Source organism: Mucilaginibacter sediminis (assembly GCF_051903035.1).
Classification (GTDB): Bacteria; Bacteroidota; Bacteroidia; order Sphingobacteriales; family Sphingobacteriaceae; genus Mucilaginibacter.
In genome coordinates, this window is sequence record NZ_CP170602.1 from 2,876,477 (window position 1) to 2,894,578 (window position 18,102).

General features: G+C 44.0%; 14 protein-coding genes. 5 read left to right on the forward strand and 9 right to left on the reverse strand.

The window, feature by feature from the left end:
- Position 1: 1 nt before the first annotated feature.
- From ACFGVS_RS11370 to ACFGVS_RS11380, 3 genes are all read right to left on the reverse strand, one after another.
- Positions 2 to 2,443 (reverse strand): penicillin acylase family protein, encoded by a 2,442-nt coding sequence (locus ACFGVS_RS11370; RefSeq protein WP_090644986.1) that lies wholly within the window; start codon positions 2,441 to 2,443, stop codon positions 2 to 4.
- A gap of 39 nt (positions 2,444 to 2,482) precedes the next feature.
- Positions 2,483 to 3,052: a thermonuclease family protein gene (locus ACFGVS_RS11375; protein WP_090644984.1), complete on the reverse strand. Its 570-nt coding sequence runs from the start codon at positions 3,050 to 3,052 to the stop codon at positions 2,483 to 2,485.
- A gap of 208 nt (positions 3,053 to 3,260) precedes the next feature.
- Positions 3,261 to 3,617, reverse strand: coding sequence for a glyoxalase superfamily protein (locus ACFGVS_RS11380; protein ID WP_439698702.1), 357 nt, complete (start codon positions 3,615 to 3,617; stop codon positions 3,261 to 3,263).
- A gap of 211 nt (positions 3,618 to 3,828) precedes the next feature.
- On the opposite strand from ACFGVS_RS11380, the gene ACFGVS_RS11385 reads away from it, so the two are divergent.
- Both ACFGVS_RS11385 and ACFGVS_RS11390 read left to right on the forward strand, forming a co-directional pair.
- Positions 3,829 to 4,977, forward strand: a complete 1,149-nt coding sequence (locus tag ACFGVS_RS11385) for a DUF3095 family protein (protein WP_439698703.1) — start codon at positions 3,829 to 3,831, stop codon at positions 4,975 to 4,977.
- Between the two features lie 92 nt (positions 4,978 to 5,069).
- A complete protein-coding gene (locus ACFGVS_RS11390; protein WP_090644975.1) occupies positions 5,070 to 5,330 on the forward strand; it encodes a (2Fe-2S) ferredoxin domain-containing protein in 261 nt (86 codons plus the stop codon).
- Between the two features lie 209 nt (positions 5,331 to 5,539).
- Here ACFGVS_RS11390 and ACFGVS_RS11395 read toward each other — a convergent pair whose 3' ends face one another.
- The 3 genes from ACFGVS_RS11395 to ACFGVS_RS11405 all read right to left on the reverse strand — a co-directional run bounded on the left by ACFGVS_RS11395 (position 5,540) and on the right by ACFGVS_RS11405 (position 10,716).
- Positions 5,540 to 8,656 (reverse strand): AsmA family protein, encoded by a 3,117-nt coding sequence (locus ACFGVS_RS11395; protein ID WP_439698704.1) that lies wholly within the window; start codon positions 8,654 to 8,656, stop codon positions 5,540 to 5,542.
- A 214-nt stretch (positions 8,657 to 8,870) separates the two neighbouring features.
- Positions 8,871 to 9,344, reverse strand: coding sequence for a hypothetical protein (locus ACFGVS_RS11400; protein WP_439698705.1), 474 nt, complete (start codon positions 9,342 to 9,344; stop codon positions 8,871 to 8,873).
- A 505-nt stretch (positions 9,345 to 9,849) separates the two neighbouring features.
- Positions 9,850 to 10,716 carry an ankyrin repeat domain-containing protein gene (locus tag ACFGVS_RS11405; RefSeq protein ID WP_439698706.1) on the reverse strand — a complete coding sequence of 289 codons (867 nt, stop codon included), beginning with the start codon at positions 10,714 to 10,716 and terminating at the stop codon, positions 9,850 to 9,852.
- A gap of 327 nt (positions 10,717 to 11,043) precedes the next feature.
- Between ACFGVS_RS11405 and ACFGVS_RS11410 the strand changes: the two genes are divergently transcribed.
- Positions 11,044 to 11,802, forward strand: coding sequence for a hypothetical protein (locus tag ACFGVS_RS11410; RefSeq protein ID WP_439698707.1), 759 nt, complete (start codon positions 11,044 to 11,046; stop codon positions 11,800 to 11,802).
- A 14-nt stretch (positions 11,803 to 11,816) separates the two neighbouring features.
- Here ACFGVS_RS11410 and ACFGVS_RS11415 read toward each other — a convergent pair whose 3' ends face one another.
- Entirely contained in the window at positions 11,817 to 14,282 is a 2,466-nt protein-coding gene (locus tag ACFGVS_RS11415) for a TonB-dependent receptor (RefSeq protein WP_439698708.1), read from the reverse strand.
- A 217-nt stretch (positions 14,283 to 14,499) separates the two neighbouring features.
- Positions 14,500 to 15,012, reverse strand: a complete 513-nt coding sequence (locus ACFGVS_RS11420; RefSeq protein WP_439698709.1) for a hypothetical protein — start codon at positions 15,010 to 15,012, stop codon at positions 14,500 to 14,502.
- A 308-nt stretch (positions 15,013 to 15,320) separates the two neighbouring features.
- Here ACFGVS_RS11420 and ACFGVS_RS11425 point away from each other — a divergent pair, with 308 nt between their 5' ends.
- Together ACFGVS_RS11425 and ACFGVS_RS11430 are read left to right on the forward strand one after the other, a co-directional pair.
- On the forward strand, positions 15,321 to 15,731 hold the full coding sequence (locus ACFGVS_RS11425; protein WP_439698710.1) for a response regulator: 411 nt from the start codon (positions 15,321 to 15,323) through the stop codon (positions 15,729 to 15,731).
- 49 nt (positions 15,732 to 15,780) lie between these two features.
- A complete protein-coding gene (locus tag ACFGVS_RS11430; RefSeq protein ID WP_090644952.1) occupies positions 15,781 to 16,140 on the forward strand; it encodes a response regulator in 360 nt (119 codons plus the stop codon).
- A gap of 135 nt (positions 16,141 to 16,275) precedes the next feature.
- On the opposite strand, the gene ACFGVS_RS11435 is transcribed toward ACFGVS_RS11430, so the two are convergent.
- Positions 16,276 to 18,093, reverse strand: a complete 1,818-nt coding sequence (locus ACFGVS_RS11435) for a PAS domain S-box protein (RefSeq protein WP_439698711.1) — start codon at positions 18,091 to 18,093, stop codon at positions 16,276 to 16,278.
- Between the last annotated feature and the right edge of the window lie 9 nt (positions 18,094 to 18,102).

Below are 18,102 nucleotides of genomic sequence, written 5' to 3' on the forward strand. Positions count from 1 at the left end.
CTTATTTTTGATTGCTGATGGTTAAGGTCGTTTTAATACGGCTTGATTTTTCGGTTGGCGATTGCATGAACAGCAATTCTTTCAGCTCGCCGTTTTGCCAGGTTTTGAGCATATCATCGTAATAAAAGCTGCCGGGATTCCCGCTTTCGCCACCGGGGAAGATGCCGTAGCCTTTTACCGTAGGCCCCATTTGTACCACCATGCGCCACGATGGGCCGTGCCCGTTATTTAAGGCGTTGATGGTTGATCCTGTTCCGCCCGATTCAAAATTTCCCGAGCTTAGGGCTTCCTGGTTGGTAAGGTGGGCTATCTCCATTTTTTTAACCATCCCCCATTGCCAGGCTTTGCCGGGCTGACCGTATTTGTGTACCATATCATCAACCACGTTGGTAAACGCTGCATTTATAATCTCGGTACAGGTTTCTTTAACCGGGGTACGGGTATCATCAAACCATTTTGAATTGGGCTCTTTGGCTATCAGTTTTTCGGTACGGTCCATTGATGGGTAATTATCCCGCAGCTTTTTGGCGGCAAAATCATCATTCCATATCATATTATATATTTTAAGCCACCATGCATTAAAAATGGTTGCACCAACTGAACTTATTGCGAAGTTTTTATCCCAGTTTTTCACGGTATTATAAGCTACAGTTTGGGTTTTATCCAGCTTGCTGGCATCAAGATATTTTAGCAGCACAGGCATCACATCCCGGGCACGGATGCTGTATACATCCGTCTGTAATATCCGCATACTATCTACAGTAGCGTTGTGCATCACGCTAAGCCTGTCGTTAATGCGCTTGCCGCGCTGGTAGGGCGCAAACTGCCAGTTGATATAGTACGGGTACGTTTGATCTGTTGATGATTGGTTGGCCGAACTTACAAACCCACGCGGCGGGTTTTTAACCGTTGGGTTTTGATCAAACGGGATCCAGCCGTGCCAGTCGTCGGCCGGGTCGGTGCCATCCAGTATAAACTTGCCCTGGTCTTTATATTTCAGCGGGAATTTACCGTTGGGGGTTATGGCGATATCTTTATCCTTGCTGGCAAATACAAAGTTGGAAGCCGGGGCATTAAAATAAGTAAGCGCCTTGCGGTAATCGTCGTAGTTTTTACCATGGTTCAGGATGTACATCGTCATCAACTCGTTTGATTTGTCGTGCGCTATCCATCGCAGGGCATCGCCAATGGGCACAAAACCGGGGGTATGCGCGGTGGCTTTACTTTTATCTTCGTAAACTACCGGCCCGTGATGGGTGTAAATAACAGTATCAATTAAAGGTTTTTGGCCGCGGATATTAATTACCTCTATCCTGCGGGTGGTTTTATTCCACCGGTTATTATACCAGTATTCGTTCTTTTTATCATCCTTGAATTTAACCTGGTACCAATCAAGCACATCGGCATCTACGTTGGTAATGCCCCAGCTAATGTTGTTGTTAAAACCCAATATAATGCTGGGCGCTCCCGGCAAACTTACACCATACACATTTACCCCCGGCGCCGAAAGCTGCAGCTGGAACCAGATGGATGGATAGGTTAAATTCAGGTGCGGGTCATTAGCCAAAATAGGGTAACCATTAGCAGTTTTGCTGCCTGCAACCGCCCAGTTATTACTGCCAATGCCTTCCTCTTTTACTACTCGTTTGGCGCTATCATTCATAGCTGCCAAAAAACTGCCGGATGGTTTTGGGATAGACAATGGCTTAAAGTTCCATTTGGTACCTGCGGGAATAATAGGATCTTCGCGCATAGGATAATCCGGGAACAGGTTGTTAGTAGCATTGGCGCCAAACTTTTTCAGCACATTACTCATGGCAAACTCGTTGGAGCCACCCGCCAGCGTTTCGGACATCAGCTTTAATAAAAAGGCGCAATTGATAGGTTTAAAATCTTCGGGGGCATAATCCAGTAATTTAAACTCCAGCGGATATTCGCGCGGGCCAAGCTGGTGTATGTAGGCGTTGATGCCATCTGTATAAGCCAAAATCATTTCGCGGATGGGTTTGGCCGCCATCATTTCTTTCAACGAATTTTCGGCGCCGTAAACCATGCCCATGCGGCGGTGGTAACGGTCAATCTCCAAAGCCTGCGGGCCTGCAATTTCGGCAAGCCTCCCTGCAGCACTCCGGGTTTGTATGTCCAGTTGCCAAAGGCGCTCCGTTGCGGTTACATAACCCTGAGCGTAGTACAAATCGTGTTCGTTTTCGGCAAATATATGGGGGATGCGGTTTTCATCATATTTGATAACAACCTTGCCGGTAAGCCCTGGAAGATTTAATGTACGCGAAGCTAAAATATGCTTACTCTCGGCATTTTGCCAAAAACCATCCGCCGGGCTTAAAAACCTGCCAACCGGCGGTACCGGGCCAATTTTGGTTTGCAGCACCCAGATGAGAGCAAGGGTAAAGGTTATGGAAAAAAACGCTTTTATAAATTTCATCAGTCAAATGAGGGGGATATCGACTATAAAGTTAAGGTTTTAATATACTTCTTCAAGCTTTGGTTTACGCTTGTGGTAATGTTTTTTTGGTTTGTGCTGCAGGCTGTCGGTTTGGCCGATGTGGTATGCCGGCTTTTTCTCCCGCCGGTACTCCCATGGCGGTGTCGGGTTGGCATCGGCCCAAAGGCCCAGCCTGCTTTGGCGGGCCTCCTGCTCATACCCTGCCAGCTGGGCATTTTGCGAGTATTGCTTGTATTGCCAGGCGTAACCGCTTTTTACCAGCTGGTAATTTACATTGGTGCCGTCCTCCAAAATAACCAATGCAACGGTGCGGCCATAACGGTCATGCACGTTACCTACCAGTTTTACATACTTGCCAAAGCACAAATCCGAAGTAAACTTTTTAGCTGCCTGCCCAAAGGCCTGTGTTTTTTCGGGACAATCCACTTCGGCCAGCCTTACAGTCATTTGCCGGTTATCGCTGCTAAGCAGGCCAATGGTATCGCCATCTTTTATTTTTACCACTTTATAAAGGTATTCTGGCTTGGGGTTGCAAGCCCAGAGCAGGAGAATGATGATAAGGAGTAGCGAGGAATACTTTTTGAACATTTTTCAAATGTGCAGATTTTAGATTTCAGATGTGCAGATTGAGAGCATAATTTTCATCGGTTTTGAATGTTTTCTATACTCGGATTAAACAGATTAAAGGATTTTTCTGATTTTGCAAATCAAAATCCAAAAAATCTGACAAATCTGCTTAATCCGAGTTCAGACAAAAATCTGCACATCTAAAATTTGATATCTGCACATCTGAAGCTCATTCCCCATGCAAACTCATCACATTTCCGTCCGGATCTTTGATGTTCAGGAATTTGCCCCATGGGGTTTCGTCAACTTTACCTAATTGGATACCTTTGGCGGTAAGATCGGCAATGTCGGCATCCATGTCGTCGGTTTTAATTACAAAGCCGCGCACGCTGCCAGCGGGCATATCGGGAAACCAGTTTACCAGGGTGATAGTAACAGCCGAATCCGGGTATCCCATTTGGATCCATTGCGAACCGTTTGGCCCAAACGGCGCTTCTACAATAACTTCAAAACCCAGTTGTTGGTAAAAAACTTTTGCAGCCTGTTGGTTGGTTACCGGGATGGAGATAATTTCAATTGCTTTCATACTATATCTTCAGATTAAGTGGCTTTAAGGGTTAATTATGCGTTAATCAAGTTTATGGCTAACCCATGAGTTACGCAAATAATATTTTTATTTTCTTAATCGCTGCCGCACGCTTTTTCGTAATTCGATTAAACCGGCCAAAAACAATAAAAAAGCATGTTGGCAAAAACCAGTCGGTTTAATTTAATATGGTTGGTATATTTATACATTCATGTCAGCAAATCAACATCAATTTTATAGCAGCCTGCCGGTTAACAACATCCCGCTTGGCAATCTTTTTATTAGAGAAGATTTATTTAGGGATGTCCCTGATGATTGGCATGTCGTCCTAACCGATATTAAGGGCTCAACACAGGCAGTGCTTGCAGGCGGATCGCAAAATGTAAACCTCATTGCTACCGGCAGTATAGTCGCCGTACTTAACATTGCTTTAAAAGCTAATGTTACCGTCCCCTTCTTTTTTGGTGGCGACGGCGCAACGTTTATGGTGCCGCCGGTTATTCTGGGTGAAGCAATGCAGGCGCTTGTGTTGTACAGCGAAAACACCCTAACTAATTTTCAGATTGACCTGCGTACCGGCACCCTGCCGGTAAAACAGGTTTATCACGAGGGATACAAGCTCCGGATAGCCAAACATCGCATTTCCGAAGCGTTTTCAATCCCCGTTGTTTTGGGCAATGGGTTAAGCTATGCCGAAAAGGTTATTAAAGGGCGCCAGGGATTGTTAAATTATGAGGCCCAATTAAACGAACTTGACCTTACCGGGATGCAATGCCGCTGGGATAAAATAGCCCCGCCCGAAAACACCAACGAAGTACTGTCGCTACTGGTTATCGCTTCGGATGAAGACCGGCAACCGGAAGTTTTCAGAAAAGTAATGTGCCATATAGATGAGGTTTATGGCGATGAGAAAAAGCGGACTCCTATATCGGTACCCCAACTGAAGCTTAAAACCACCTTTAACCGTATTGGTACCGAGATGCGGGTGAGTATAGGAAAGGTGCCGTTTTTTAAACTGATAATAGCCTGGCTGACCAATTTATATGGCTTTATCTTTTTTACTACCAGGAAAGGTAAGCACTACCTGGAAAAACTTGTAGAAATGTCGGACACGCTGGTAATCGACGGTAAGATAAATACCGTAATAAGTGGTACCTCATCGCAGCGAAGGAATCTACAAAGCAGACTGGACAAAATGGAAACCGACAGCGAGCTATGCTATGGCCTGCATGTAAGTAGCGAATCTGTAATGTCGTGCTACGTACGTGACCTCGACGATGGCCACATTCATTTTGTCGACGGTGCCGAAGGCGGCTATACGCAGGCTGCCAAAGTAATAAAGGCGAAGTTGAATAAGTAAGATCATCCTGCAACCCTGCCTAATCTTGCAAACCGGGTGCAACATAATTGTACTAACTTTGTTAATATCAACATACCTTAATAAAACCCGCTATGAGTAAATTTACCATTCCCGACAAAGTATTGTATGTGTGCACCGGTAGCAAATGCGGCAAAAGGGGTGGAAAAGATATGTACAAGCTGGCCCGCTCATACGCCAAACATTACCACGGCGATAGCGAAATTGAAGTAATAGAAACCGAATGTACCGACCGCTGCAAGTTTGCCCCTGTATGCAGCATCCAGCCCGGTAATACCTGGTTAAGCGAGTATAAGGCTAAGGATGTGTTGAAGCTGATGGATTTGATACCGTAGTAAACTGGCATATCAAGGCGGCGAAGACTCACCCGACGAGGCTACGCCCGTTACCCTTTCTTCTGCTGCGCAGGAAAGAGGGGCTTGAAAAGTTTTCCGTTGCTCTTTATTTCAGCGCAGCGTAGCCTGGGCGAGTCGTAGCCACCGTTCAAAGTGGATGATTTAAGCAAAAATCCGAAATCGAAAATCCTTATTCCGAAATCCTCCCCCTACTCCCCTTCCGGCGTCTCCTTTAGCTCGTCTTCTTTTTTGCCTTTGCCTAAATGAACTATCGGTTTTTCCTGGGTACCTGTAATGGTCATCGGGATACCAAAGATACCCAATGGCGGTAGGCCAAGGCGGAATTGCAGGTTTAGCTTGCCATCAAAACTTACCTGCCCCTCAAACCTCGGACGGAAGCCGGCCATCCTCATTTTGGTACGCTGAATGGTGATGATATTATTGGCTATAGTAGTTTTAATATCAACCTTGCTTACATCATTTTTGCCACCCAGGCTATCGCGCCCGGTTGTTTTGCCTACGGCGCTAAACAATTTAAACCCTTTTACTTTTACCTTCTTTACAGATAGCACTCCCCCACCTTTCAGCGATGGATAAATGGGCTTCATATCGCCGTTAAGCTTGCCGCTTAATTTATAATCCAACGATACGATACCCTCGGCATTTGCTGCAGATGAGGCCATGTCGTGAAATAATTTCACTTCTTTATAAGCCTTTTTAATGTCAAAATCTTTGGCATCAATATGGTAATCAAAATAAGCTTTTTGCGGGCTGATACTGCCATAGGTAGCATCCATTACTACCGGCGCGCCTATCAGGGTAAAGCCGGTTTGTTTTAAAACTATCTGGCCTTTGCTTACGCTCATTTGCCCTTTGGCATCATTAATGTCCAGGCCGTTATATTTTACTTTTTTAACATCGGCAGTAAAATTCAGATCGAGGTTGGCGGGTACCAGGATAACGCCCGATTTGGCCGCTTTTGGGGTAGAGGGGCCGCTGGCAAAAGCTGTAAAATCATCGGCAATAATAAGGCCACTACTTAAATTGAACTCGCCTTTTAATGGTGAATTGGGTTTTACGGCATAATCTATCACATTGGATAACGAGCCGTTAAGCACAATAACCGATTTACCGTAATTGGCGGTAAACTGATCGAACTTCATTTTATCCTGGTTGAAGCTAAACAGGCCCGTTTTAATGAGGAATGGCTTGGGGAACAATTCGGATGTTAAAATTAAATCTTTCACCTTCATGGTACCCGAGTTGGCCAATTGATCATACCGGCCGGCGATGGCATCGCTTTGCTTGCCTTTTAAGGATAGGTTAGTGGTGATAAGCCCTTTTACATTGTAACCTGCCATGGCAAAAACCTTATAAATTTTACCAACATCCAACGATCCGTGCGAATTGATGGCATAATCCAGGTTATCAAAGTTTTTGAGGTTGGCTTTCAACATGAAAGGCTGCCCTTCGAAGGTGAAGGATACCGGTTTGATATTCACCTTCAGGCCTTTTAATGATCCGGTGCTGTTGCTGATGGCTGTGCTGATCTCCAGGTTTTCAACCGGGTGCGGGTAATATTTGGTTTGGATGTAGCCGCCGTGCAAATCAATCTGCGCGTTGGTAACCGGGAAAATCCTGTTGGCCGGGATATACCTGCCTTTGATTTGTACATCGGCATCCAGGTTGCCACGCAAACCGATGCTATCAACCGGGTAAAACTTTTTGATATCGGCCAGGTCAAATTTTGCTTTCAGGTTGGCGTCAATCAGGGCACCCGCGGTGTTGCTTAGTTTTAAATAGCCTTTAATATAGTTGTTCAGCGCGTTAATATTCAGGTTAGTCATGGCCATGGTGGCATGGGCCGGGTTTTGGTCGGGGCAGTTGGCATCAAGGTTAAAGCTTACGTTTTTCATGGCCTCTGGCAAGTTGGCGTATTTAAAATATCCGTCCCTGAAAGCAGAATGCAGCGTAAACTTAGGGATACTGGTAATCACGGTATCAATATGATGCCTGATACCTGTTTTCTTTATCCCGGTAGCATATTTACCTTCGGCTACCATGTGCAGCGAGTAGCGTCCCTTTACATCAAATGCCTTTACCCCAAAAGCTTTGTTCCATTTTTCCAGGTCAATCTCGGTATTTATCTTGGCGAAGATCTGTGGCGATTTAACGCCTTTCACTTTAATAACCGACCCAAAGTAATCCTTCCCGATATTAAAATAAATCGAGTCGATATTAAGGTTCAGGCTATCGGGGTTACAGCCCGGCACTTTGGCCTCCATATTCAGGTACAGGTTTTTTACTGGCTCGGGCGTTTTTTTATTGGCGATGTAGCCATCGCGTACTTTCATACTAAAATCCAGGTCGGGCATTTGTTTGGTAGCGGCAATGTACTTACCAACAAGCGACATCGTGATTTTCCCGTTGCCATTCAGTTCGGTATCATCAGTCCATTTGGCATACTGGGCAGGCAGGGCGGTAAAAATATCGCTCAGGTCTTGCTGATCGGATTTTATCCTGAAATCCATATCGTAACCATCTTTCAAAAACTCAAACTTGCCTTTAAAATCAACGGGCAGCTGATTAATCATCAGGTTGTTTTTTTGAAACACAAAAGCAAGTGATTTGGTATTGATACTGGTAACCAAATCGGCATTTACTTTTTTATGGTAGATGTAGGTTTGACCGCCATAAGTAAAATCGACAGAGCCAATTTCGGTATGGGTATACAGGTCAAACACATCTTTGCTCAGGTCGCCGCCGCCCTGGTAGTTAAAATCGCGGGCATCAACCAGCAGTGGCATCGATTTATCGTTATAAACCAGGTGGCTTTTTTCAATCAGTATCTGCTCGATACCCAATGATGCACTTGCGGTATCCGCTGCCTGCGCCGGTTGAGCGGGCTTGGCCTTGTACACGTTATAGTTGGCGTGCCCCGCGCTGTCTACCTGGATATTGATGGTGGCTTTGCTCAGGTAAACGCGGTTAATGTTTATTTTGCTTTTAAATACCGAGGAAAGGTCAATTGCCAGCGATACCTCTTTTGCTGCTACCAGCGTATCGTTTTGAAAAGGGGCGCTGCCATTGAGTGAAAAATCATTCAATGTAAGCGTAAGCGCCGGGAATTTTTTGAAGAAGGACAGGCTTGTGCCCGAAAAATTGAGCTTGCCATTAATACTGCCGCCCGCCCACTGTTTTATTTTATTGGTAACGGTTTGCGGAAACAGGTATGGCAGTAAAAACATTAATGCCAACAGGCTCACCAGGGTAATACCTGTAATTTTAAGCGTTTTAACGAGTATTTTTTTTATTGGGATGGGCATAAAAATAATAGATGATCGGGTGCCATAAAGATAGAGCAAAAAGTTGTGCCCTTGGTAGCGTTTAGCTATAAAAAGAGAACGGCGGCCTCTAAATCTCCAACAAGGGCTACCGCGTGTACACATCTCTATAGCTGGTAGTAATTTTGAAAGCCACTCTGTTAGGAGTGAAATTACGCGCCCAATAAATGATTGCTCAGACCTTGTACCAAAAGTCTTAACTCTTGATTTTTAATTCTTGCCCCCCTGCTTCTCCCGTTACTTTTTGCAATCCCAGGATAAATTCAATCTGCCGCTCCAGGTGGCCGGTTAATGTTTCCCATTCGCTAAATCGATCTCTTCCTAATAATACCTGGTTGGTATTGGCATTCCAATAGCCGGCGCTTTGCGGCAACCGGGCCGATTCGGCAACCTGGATACTGATTACCTGTTTACTTAGCTTATCGAAAAAGGAGATGGTTTGGCGTGGCGGCATATTTTTCGGGTATGAAGCTAAGATAGCGATATTGCCTGCGGTAAACCAAACAACGGGAAAAACAGGTGACGGCTTTTTAGCATCAAAGTGTACTGTACCGGTCAAGGTGAAACACCCTGACACGCCCTGGTACGGGGTGGTACGCCCTGGTACGGGGTGGTACGCCCTGGTACGGGGTGGTACACAACTGGTAGTTAATATTTTTAAATAAAACAAATATATAGTATTTAGTCAACAGTACTAAGTCGTAAGTCTAAGGTTGTTTTTCGGGTTTAGAAGCTGTTTAAATTTGGTTTGCCAATGATTTTATGCTTTAACGAATGGAAGATGATGCATATCGCGTGGTGGCTAAGACTCACCCGGCGAGGCTGCGTCCGCCACCCTCTCTTCGGCTTCGCCGGAAAGAGGGGCTTGAAAATTTATATTTCCTAATTCCCTTATTATCAACAAATAAAACACAACTACCCTCTTTCCAGCGCGGGTAAAGAGCGTCTTGACGGGCGTAGCCTCGACCGGGTGAGTTGTAACCGGCGTTCAAGAGATTGTTTTGTAAATTCCAATACATGAGGCCCGGGTGTGAAGCAATAACGATCAGTTTTTTTTAAAGCTTCTTAGAACTTAAGACTTTGGGCTAAAGACTCTCCCTCAATCCGCTCTCCTGGTTTCCCTCCCAGGGGACCTTCGTAAAACCTGCTTACACACCATAACTGCCGGGGCGGGTTTAGGTCGGGTTATTTCTTAAATATGCAGCTATTTCCGCAAAATTCCTCTTAGCCTCTTCATTCGGGCTTTCATCATTTTCCATGTGCAGGGCCCAGCCAAGCGGTGTACCGTGATATACCTTGTCGGGCACATCCAGCTTTGCCCCTGCTTCAACCAATAGCTTTACGCACTCCAATGAGCCGGAATATACGGCCTGGTGCAGTGGTGTGGCATGGCTATGAAAGCCGGCACCATTTTCCGGATAGCCATTCGGATCGGCGCCTAAATTTAGCAGGTAGGTTATCATTGGGGGCTTGCCGTAAAAAGCGGCAACGGTTAAGGCCACCAGTAATTCGGCTTTATCAGCCCCTGCTGTAAAACGGATTACATCGTCCATCCTATCCAGCCCGATGGCGGCTGCAAGGGTAAGCTTGCCTCCGCGATTAATGAGATGTGCGGCGGCGTCAAAATTGCCGTGGGCCAATGCACCCAAACCGCCGCCGGGTTTTGCGCCGGCATCAATCAGTGCATCCATCAGGGCTATTTGCACACCGCATTCGCGGGGGATCCTTCCGGTTGCTACCAGGCCAAGGGCATAATCCAGCTGATGTTGCACGGCACCGGCAGCAAATTCTTTTACAAAGCCTATGAGTAGCTGGGTAACAGCCACAATATTTACAGGCAGCTTGCCATTGCGGATAGGGTTAGCTGCCACAAACCAAAGCAGGTAAGGATTTTGGAAATAACCGGGCTCGGGAAGATCGAGCTTATCCTGTACCAACCGTTGGTTTTCGGTTACTAAAGTGGTTAATAATTCAATATCACCATTTTCAATAGCTTCTACAGCCTGCCGGAAAAGCGGATCAGTAATGTCAGAATTTTTCATCGTCGTTAATTGAAATATTAAATTGCCATTGCCAATTAAAGATACAGATGTATATTTGAAAACCGTCCATCGCGGCAGGGTGCAAATCAAATTGTTGCTAAACGAATATTGCTTAAGGTTGCCGTTTATATCGGTGAATTGGGCTAAAGCCCCATTCCTGTTGAATCTTTGTCCGTTGGCTGAAGCCAACGGCAATGAATTAAATAATCCATTGCCGTCCCTTTTAAGGGACGGAGAAGCATAAATTGGAAGTTAAGGGCTTTAGCCAAAATAGTCCGTAGCGACAATTTGATATGCACAATCACGGCATTAATTAGCCTTAAACCAATGAAAAACATCATCTGTGCAGCCCTGTTTTTATTTATTATCCCAAGTGCCCAGGCCCAGGCACCAGCTTCAATTATAAAAAGATACAAGGAAATATTTAAGTTGATAAAGGCCGATAAAGCGCAGGAATTATCAAAATTGGTGGCCTATCCCTTAATACGGCAAAACCCGCTAAAAGACATTACCAATGCCAACGAATTTGTAGCTTATTTTCCGGTATTGTTTGATGCCTCCTTCAAGAAAAAGTTTGAGCGCTTTAATGACACAGTTGTATTTGAACACCACGGCGGTTATGGTTTGGTTGGAGGAGATTTTCACGGAGACATGTGGTTAGACGATCGTGGTAATATCACTGGCATCAGTGTTATTTCAAGACGCGAAACAACTCTTAGAAACCAACTTACTAAACAAATTCAAAGCAAAATATATCCAGCGGTAAGCCATTGGGACGAGAATATATTGGTATTACAATCGCCCAAACTACTGATCCGTATTGACAGGGTTGGCCAAAAACTGAGGTATGTATCCTGGAGTCAGGGCCGCCCTACCTCGTCAAAACCCGACCTGGTACTAAACAATGGTGTTGCAGAAGCACAAGGCACCCAGGGCGGCTGGACATATACCTTTAAAAATGGCGACTGGACCTATGTGATAGATGATGTTGAAATGTGCGAAACAGCAAACCAATGCGGTTATTTCCTTCGCCTCAACCTTAAAAATGTTGAAAAATCATCAACCAGGCTGAAGGTGGTTAAATAACAGCCTCTATTTTATCAAAAAGGAAATATCACCTTAAAACTCACATTGCGACCAATGTTATAAATACCCAGGCGACCATTGGGCGAAGCTGTGTAGTATTCAAAATACTTTAGCCTGTTCAGGTTAGATTGATAGGCCGTATCAAACAAATTATCTACCTGTAAAAAAACCTCGCAAAAAGTTTTTTCCGATTTCCGTTTTATGGTTGTACCCGCGCCTATATTAATAAGTGTATAGCCCGGTGTGGCGGTTTCGGTATTATCCAGGGCATAAAACCGGTTTTGAGTGGCATAAGCATCAGCCTCCGTTTTAAACCAGATTTTTGAAAACGCCCCATAAGCCTGCTGCAGGGTGATCTTTATCTCGCTGCGCAAATGCAGCGGGGGTATAAAAGGCAGATACTTTGCCGTGCCGTTTGACTTTTGGATAAGTTGTTGGTTTTGGTTAATACCGGTAACATACGCTATGCTGTTATTAAATGCCAGCCACTTCAATTTTTGCGGATGCAGGTTAACCGTAAACTCCGCACCATAAAGCCGGGCCCTCGACTGCTGGTATTGGTACGTGCTGTTACCCGGAACAATTATTACCGGGTTGCCGGCGGCATCGGTCAGCTTGGCCTGGTAAATGTAATTATCAATCTGGTTGTTAAAAAACTCGGCAATAAAGTCTGCATCTTTCAGGTAAGCAATTACACCCAGGTCTTCCTGCAAGCTAAATTCGGGATTAAAACTCCTGTCGCCCAGGTAAACAATGTGCGCGCCCGGATCAAGGCCGTTGGAGCCAATCTCGGTGATGTTGGGCGCCCGGTAGCCTCTGCCAATATTGGCTTTAAGCAACAGCCTTTCGTTAACGTTATAAGTAAGCCCTAAACTGCCCGAAATGCCTTTATAAACGTGCTTAAATGCCGGGAACTGCAAATGGGCGCCCGCTGTATCAGGCAGTTTAACCTGCTGCTCAAAGCCGTTGGCCGCATTAGGCCCAACATAAAAATCATTCCAGCTGATGTGGCGGTTATCATACCTTAGGCCTCCGGAAAGATCCAGCTTGCCAAAGCTTTTTTTGGCGAAGATAAAAGCGCCGGCATCAAACAGGTTATAATCGGGTATCGGGAAATCGGTAGCCGCCTTGCTGCGGTTGGCCTGGTACATGCCGTTAATGCCCACAGTACTTTCAATACCGGCAAATGTGGGCAGGTTATATTTCAGGTCGTAATTAAGGGTATTGAGCACTACATACAAACCGGCCTGCTGCGCTAAAGTAGGGTGGTTGTATTCCCTTCGGGTGCTCTGCTGCAGGCCAATGGTGCCATCCAGGCTGCCATTGCCCAACTTTACCTGGTTATGGGTATAAATGCGGTAATGCTGAATGCGCTGGTGAAGTGGTGCTATGGCGTATGAGTTTAAATCATCATTACTAACCGGGGGCCGGTTTTTAATATTATCTGCAGCAAGCTCCTTTACTTGCCTGGTAAACCGCCGGGTGAGCGAATCGCGGCTGCCATCTGGAATTTCCTGCCGGTTATCATATATTGTTGCGGCTATTTGGGAGTACCCCCATTTTTTATCGACCCTGGCCATACCCGATAAATTGTACTCTCTGAAACCGGTATTATAAACCAAACCGTCAATTTTATCCCGGTAATCATGCGCTGCCTTAGCTGTAGCCCTGAAGGTGTATTGCCAGTCTTTATTTTTGTAGGCCAATCCAAGTGATGTGCCAACCATGCCATTGTTGGTATGGTAATCGGCCACATAGTCGCCTTTCAATACGCTATCCGCCCCGTTAGGTACAGCCGGTATCAGGTTAATAACACCGGCAATGGCATCGGAACCGTAGGTTAAGCTGGCCGGGCCTTTTATCACTTCGGCCCTGCCAATGCCATACTGGTCTATCTCAATGCCGTGTTCATCGCCCCATTGCTGCCCTTCCTGCCTGATGCCATCATACAAGGTTAATACCCGGTTATACCCCAGTCCCCTTATAAAAGGTTTGGAGATATTAGGCCCCGTGGTAACCGCACTTACGCCGGGCACGCCTTTTACTATGGCATCAATAATGTTGTTGTTTACATTCTCGTTCATCTCCTTTTTAGTCATCACGGCAATAGGCACGGGATTGCGCCGCAGTTCGGTAGCCCGTGATACGCCGGTTATAACCACCTCGTTCAGTTTTGAGTAATTCTCTTTCAGGTTGCCGTTTAAAATGGTGGCTTGTTGTTTAACAATAGTTACCCTGGCCTTCTCGGGCAGGTACCCAATTGCCGAAAAAGATACTTCGTAACTTCCCGGGGCAATATTTTGCAGTTGATAATACCCTTTTTCATTGGCCGTGGTACCTATAGTTGTGCCTGTTATGGTAACGGAGCCATAAGCCAACGGTTCGCTACCGGCCGTGAGGCGGCCTTTTAAAAGCCCAGCCTGGGCCAAAGCGCTTACTGATGGCATTAAGAGGATTAAAAACAGGTATAATATTTTCATTTGTATGCAGATCGATTTTAATTTCAAATGCAAAACAAATAAAAATAATTAGTCTAATCTAATTTTATTGTATAAATAAATCTAATTGAAAATTTTAAACGACTTAACAATATGGCATGGCTAACCATACCTGCTCTTGCCCAACAGGTAATGAATCAAAAAAAAGAATGTTTTTAGATATAAACGAGCAGCCGGGGTTGGCCGCAAGGCCCTTTTATTACTTTAATATCCCGAAGGACCCAAAAAAAACTTCGTTATTTTTGGTGGTCATATTAGCGGGTATCCTGCATGAAAGTGAGTACATTTTGCTGCCAATCAATATCATTTGAATCAATAAAGTATCTTTATTGATATTTTCGGATGCAGACATACTATAAGTAGCATAGGTGTTCCATTTGCCAATTGTAATATCCCCAAAGGTATAGTTTGTTTTTTTAGACGCTATACCAGCCCTCAATTGATTGGCGAATTGCTGGTTACCCTTCATTGGCGCTAAGGCGGCCGAGTCTAAATGAAGAACAACTTTATAATCTATAATTGTAGCGCTGTATGCCATACTGTCCGGTTCCCTTACAGTGTAAATATCAACACCATTCTTAGTCGTTTTTTGGGGTTGGGCCGGAAATTTTATCGACAATTTTTCATCAAGGTTTTGTGTTATCCAACCGGTTTGGGCTTTAACTGATGCAGACATCAGCACAAATAGCAATAGGTAATAGGTTTTTTTCATTTTGTTTTAATAACAATAAATGTACATCATTATTTTGACAAAGCCGATAAGGGGGCGTGATAAAAAACTGACATCGTAAGGAGCCTTTTAGCGCCTAAACAGCTTTGGCGCACCCCGTTAAAACACCTACCCGGCACCCCGTTAAAATACGGGGTATTTTGGCGGCTGCCGACTTTTTTTATTAATATTAAATAATTAAATTAGCTTTCGCACAACTCTGTATTTATCATTATAGTTATAAGCAGCAAAAACCTAAAGGAAAACATTTTCCCTAAAAAACATTTTCACAGAATATTAGTTTAATTTCGATGGATCAAAAAAACACAACTTCCAATATATTGGTAATAGATGATGGCGAGATTGATAATATTATTTTTGAAAAAGTAGTAAAAAGGGTGATGTCAAATTCAAATATTGATGCCTGTTATGATGCCAAAAGCGCTATTGATAAACTAATGCATATCAGCAATACCGCCCCCCATCTTTTTCCTGATTACATATTTTTGGACTTGACAATGCCGGTTATGGATGGATGGGATTTTTTGGATGAATTTAGGAGATTAAATATCGATCCGCTTAAGCAAAGTAAAATATATCTTTTATCTTCGTCGATATCAATTAAAGATATCAACCGGTCGCGCATGAACCCCTTGGTGTTCGATTTTATTTCAAAACCAATGAACAGGCAAAAGGCCGAGGCCATTTTTGAAGTTTCCTAAGCTTCAGAACTATACATATAAATATGAACGAAACTAAACTTCTTTATCCATGTTGAAAAGCATTTTGGTAATTGAGGACGATACCGACATTTTAAGTACAATTGAAAATGTTTTGGTTTACAACAATTTTGCGGTCACGGGTTTAACCCATACAGAGGACATTATTGAATCTATAAAAACCTATAAACCCGACCTTGTATTAACCGATTATATGTTACCTGGTATGAATGGCGGTAAAATATGCCAAACCATTAAAAGCACCAGGGAAACCAACCATATCCCCGTTATCCTGATATCTGCCTATCACCGGCAGGCTATATCGTTAGCCAATTTTAATTACGATGTTTATATTCCCAAACCTTTTGACATTGATAAACTGGTACAGGCTATCAATAAGCTTTTAAATTAGGGGTAACTTAGTAATACTAAGTCTTGAGTAAAAAGTTAGCTTTATTTTTTTGACTCAGAACTTAATACTTTCGGCTAAAGACAGTCCATCGTTACACCATCAACATAACATGAGTTCATGGTTTTGTTATCAGCACTATGAAGCTGCCTGTATAGCCACACTATTGCAAGGCAATTTTATTGCTGTAACAGCACCAAGGCCGGGGCCATCGCTTTGTATTTGAAATGAACCATCATGACTGTCGATAATTGATTTGCAATTATATAAACCCAGGCCGGTGCCGCTTTCTTTGGTTGTAAACCCTCTTTTAAAGAATTTATTCCCCGTTTCGGCATCAAAGCCTTTACCATTGTCGGCCATCCTGAGCTCAAAAAAGCCGTTGGCGTTACTTAAATTAATCTCGATTGTTTTTTCGTCTTTTTCAAGATCAATTGCCTCAATGCTGTTTTTAAGTACATTTAAAATAACCTGCATTAATTTAGTATGATCGCCTTTTAAAACATATTCGCCTGGTGCAATAGCTATTTTTAACTGGATGCCCTTCTTATCTGCAGATGCCAAAAGCATAGCTTTACAATCATCAATAATATTTACCAGGTTTACCATTTTACGATCATGCGAACCTCCGTGCCCTTTAACAAACTGGCGCTGGATACTTAAAATATCCTGGATGTGCGAAAGAATGTTCAATAATTCGGTAACCGCGGTTGAAATTTCGCCTTTGTTTTCGGCCTGCGATTTGTAAATACTATCGGTAAGCGATACCAGGGCATTTGCCTTATCGGCGCCAATTGCGCGCTCAAGTGCGCTTTGCTGGCTTTTTATAAACAACGCCAGGCTTTTAATGGTATCAACGTTATACCTGTCCATAACCCGGTTAATGCGGTTAAGGTATGAGCCAAAACCTACCAGCGCGTTGCCTATGTCATGTAATACTTCTGATGCTATTTCAAATTTGCCCTGGGCTATCGCTTTTTCCAGCTCCTGCTCTTTTTGTGATATCAGCTGCGCATTTGCAAGCTTTAAATCTTGTGCCTGCCTGCGCAGTTCTTCTGATTGAAGGTTTAGTTCCTCGTTAAGCTTATTTAAAGCTTCTTCGCTCTTTTTGCGTTCGGTAATGTTGTGGCCAATGCCCAATATACGTTCAACCTGCCCCATTTCATTACGCACAGGTACTTTTGAAGTTAGCAACCAGTGCTTATTACCTGCCTTGTCAAAAAACAACTCTTCTTTATTTACTATCGCTTTGCCCGCCTCAATTACATTTAAATCATCTTGATATCCACGCAGCCCAATTTCGTTATTAAATAACTCCAGGTCGGTTTTGCCAATCACATCAGCTTCTGATTGCGCACCAATGTTGGCTACATCGGCAATATTGGCTACTATCTTTCGGCCTGCGGCATCTTTTATATAAATGGCATCGGGTAAATTATCAATAAGTGTGCGCAACAGTATTTTTTCAAGCTGCAATTGCTCTTCTACTTTTTTTGATGCTGTTACATCGGTATGGGTACCAATTATCCTTTTTGAATTGTTTCCCTGCCTGCTGTTTACATAACGCCCGCGCGACCAGATCCACACCCAGTTGCCATTGGCATGGGCCATCCTGAAAAAGCTTTCATATATTTTATCTGTGGGGTTGTTTACATACTCTTCAAAACGGGTAGCGGCCATTTCCCGATCTTCGGGATGTAACAAATTGGTCCACGTTTCATTTAAGTTTCCTTTGCCCGAATCGTCAAACTCGTTAATTGACCTGCCTAATAATAAAAAGTATTCCTCATTGCAGTTCAAAAAACCCGTTTCGGTAAAATACTCCCAGGCGCCTATATCAGATGCCACCATAAGTTCCCGGTAAGTTTCAATTGTTTTTGTGAGCTCTTCAATAACTTCCGGCGAATTGGAAGCATTAACAACCTGTTGGCTACCGTTCAATGCAATGTCAATCATCTTAGTATA

Bases quoted from the DNA above. Each gene is read 5' to 3' on its own strand.
- ACFGVS_RS11370 (WP_090644986.1), bottom strand. From the start codon at position 2,443: ATGAAATTTATAAAAGCGTTTTTTTCCATAACCTTTACCCTTGCTCTC.
- ACFGVS_RS11375 (WP_090644984.1), bottom strand. From the start codon at position 3,052: ATGTTCAAAAAGTATTCCTCGCTACTCCTTATCATCATTCTCCTGCTC.
- ACFGVS_RS11380 (WP_439698702.1), bottom strand. From the start codon at position 3,617: ATGAAAGCAATTGAAATTATCTCCATCCCGGTAACCAACCAACAGGCT.
- ACFGVS_RS11385 (WP_439698703.1), top strand. From the start codon at position 3,829: ATGTCAGCAAATCAACATCAATTTTATAGCAGCCTGCCGGTTAACAAC.
- ACFGVS_RS11390 (WP_090644975.1), top strand. From the start codon at position 5,070: ATGAGTAAATTTACCATTCCCGACAAAGTATTGTATGTGTGCACCGGT.
- ACFGVS_RS11395 (WP_439698704.1), bottom strand. From the start codon at position 8,656: ATGCCCATCCCAATAAAAAAAATACTCGTTAAAACGCTTAAAATTACA.
- ACFGVS_RS11405 (WP_439698706.1), bottom strand. From the start codon at position 10,716: ATGAAAAATTCTGACATTACTGATCCGCTTTTCCGGCAGGCTGTAGAA.
- ACFGVS_RS11410 (WP_439698707.1), top strand. From the start codon at position 11,044: ATGAAAAACATCATCTGTGCAGCCCTGTTTTTATTTATTATCCCAAGT.
- ACFGVS_RS11415 (WP_439698708.1), bottom strand. From the start codon at position 14,282: ATGAAAATATTATACCTGTTTTTAATCCTCTTAATGCCATCAGTAAGC.
- ACFGVS_RS11420 (WP_439698709.1), bottom strand. From the start codon at position 15,012: ATGAAAAAAACCTATTACCTATTGCTATTTGTGCTGATGTCTGCATCA.
- ACFGVS_RS11425 (WP_439698710.1), top strand. From the start codon at position 15,321: ATGGATCAAAAAAACACAACTTCCAATATATTGGTAATAGATGATGGC.
- ACFGVS_RS11430 (WP_090644952.1), top strand. From the start codon at position 15,781: ATGTTGAAAAGCATTTTGGTAATTGAGGACGATACCGACATTTTAAGT.
- ACFGVS_RS11435 (WP_439698711.1), bottom strand. From the start codon at position 18,093: ATGATTGACATTGCATTGAACGGTAGCCAACAGGTTGTTAATGCTTCC.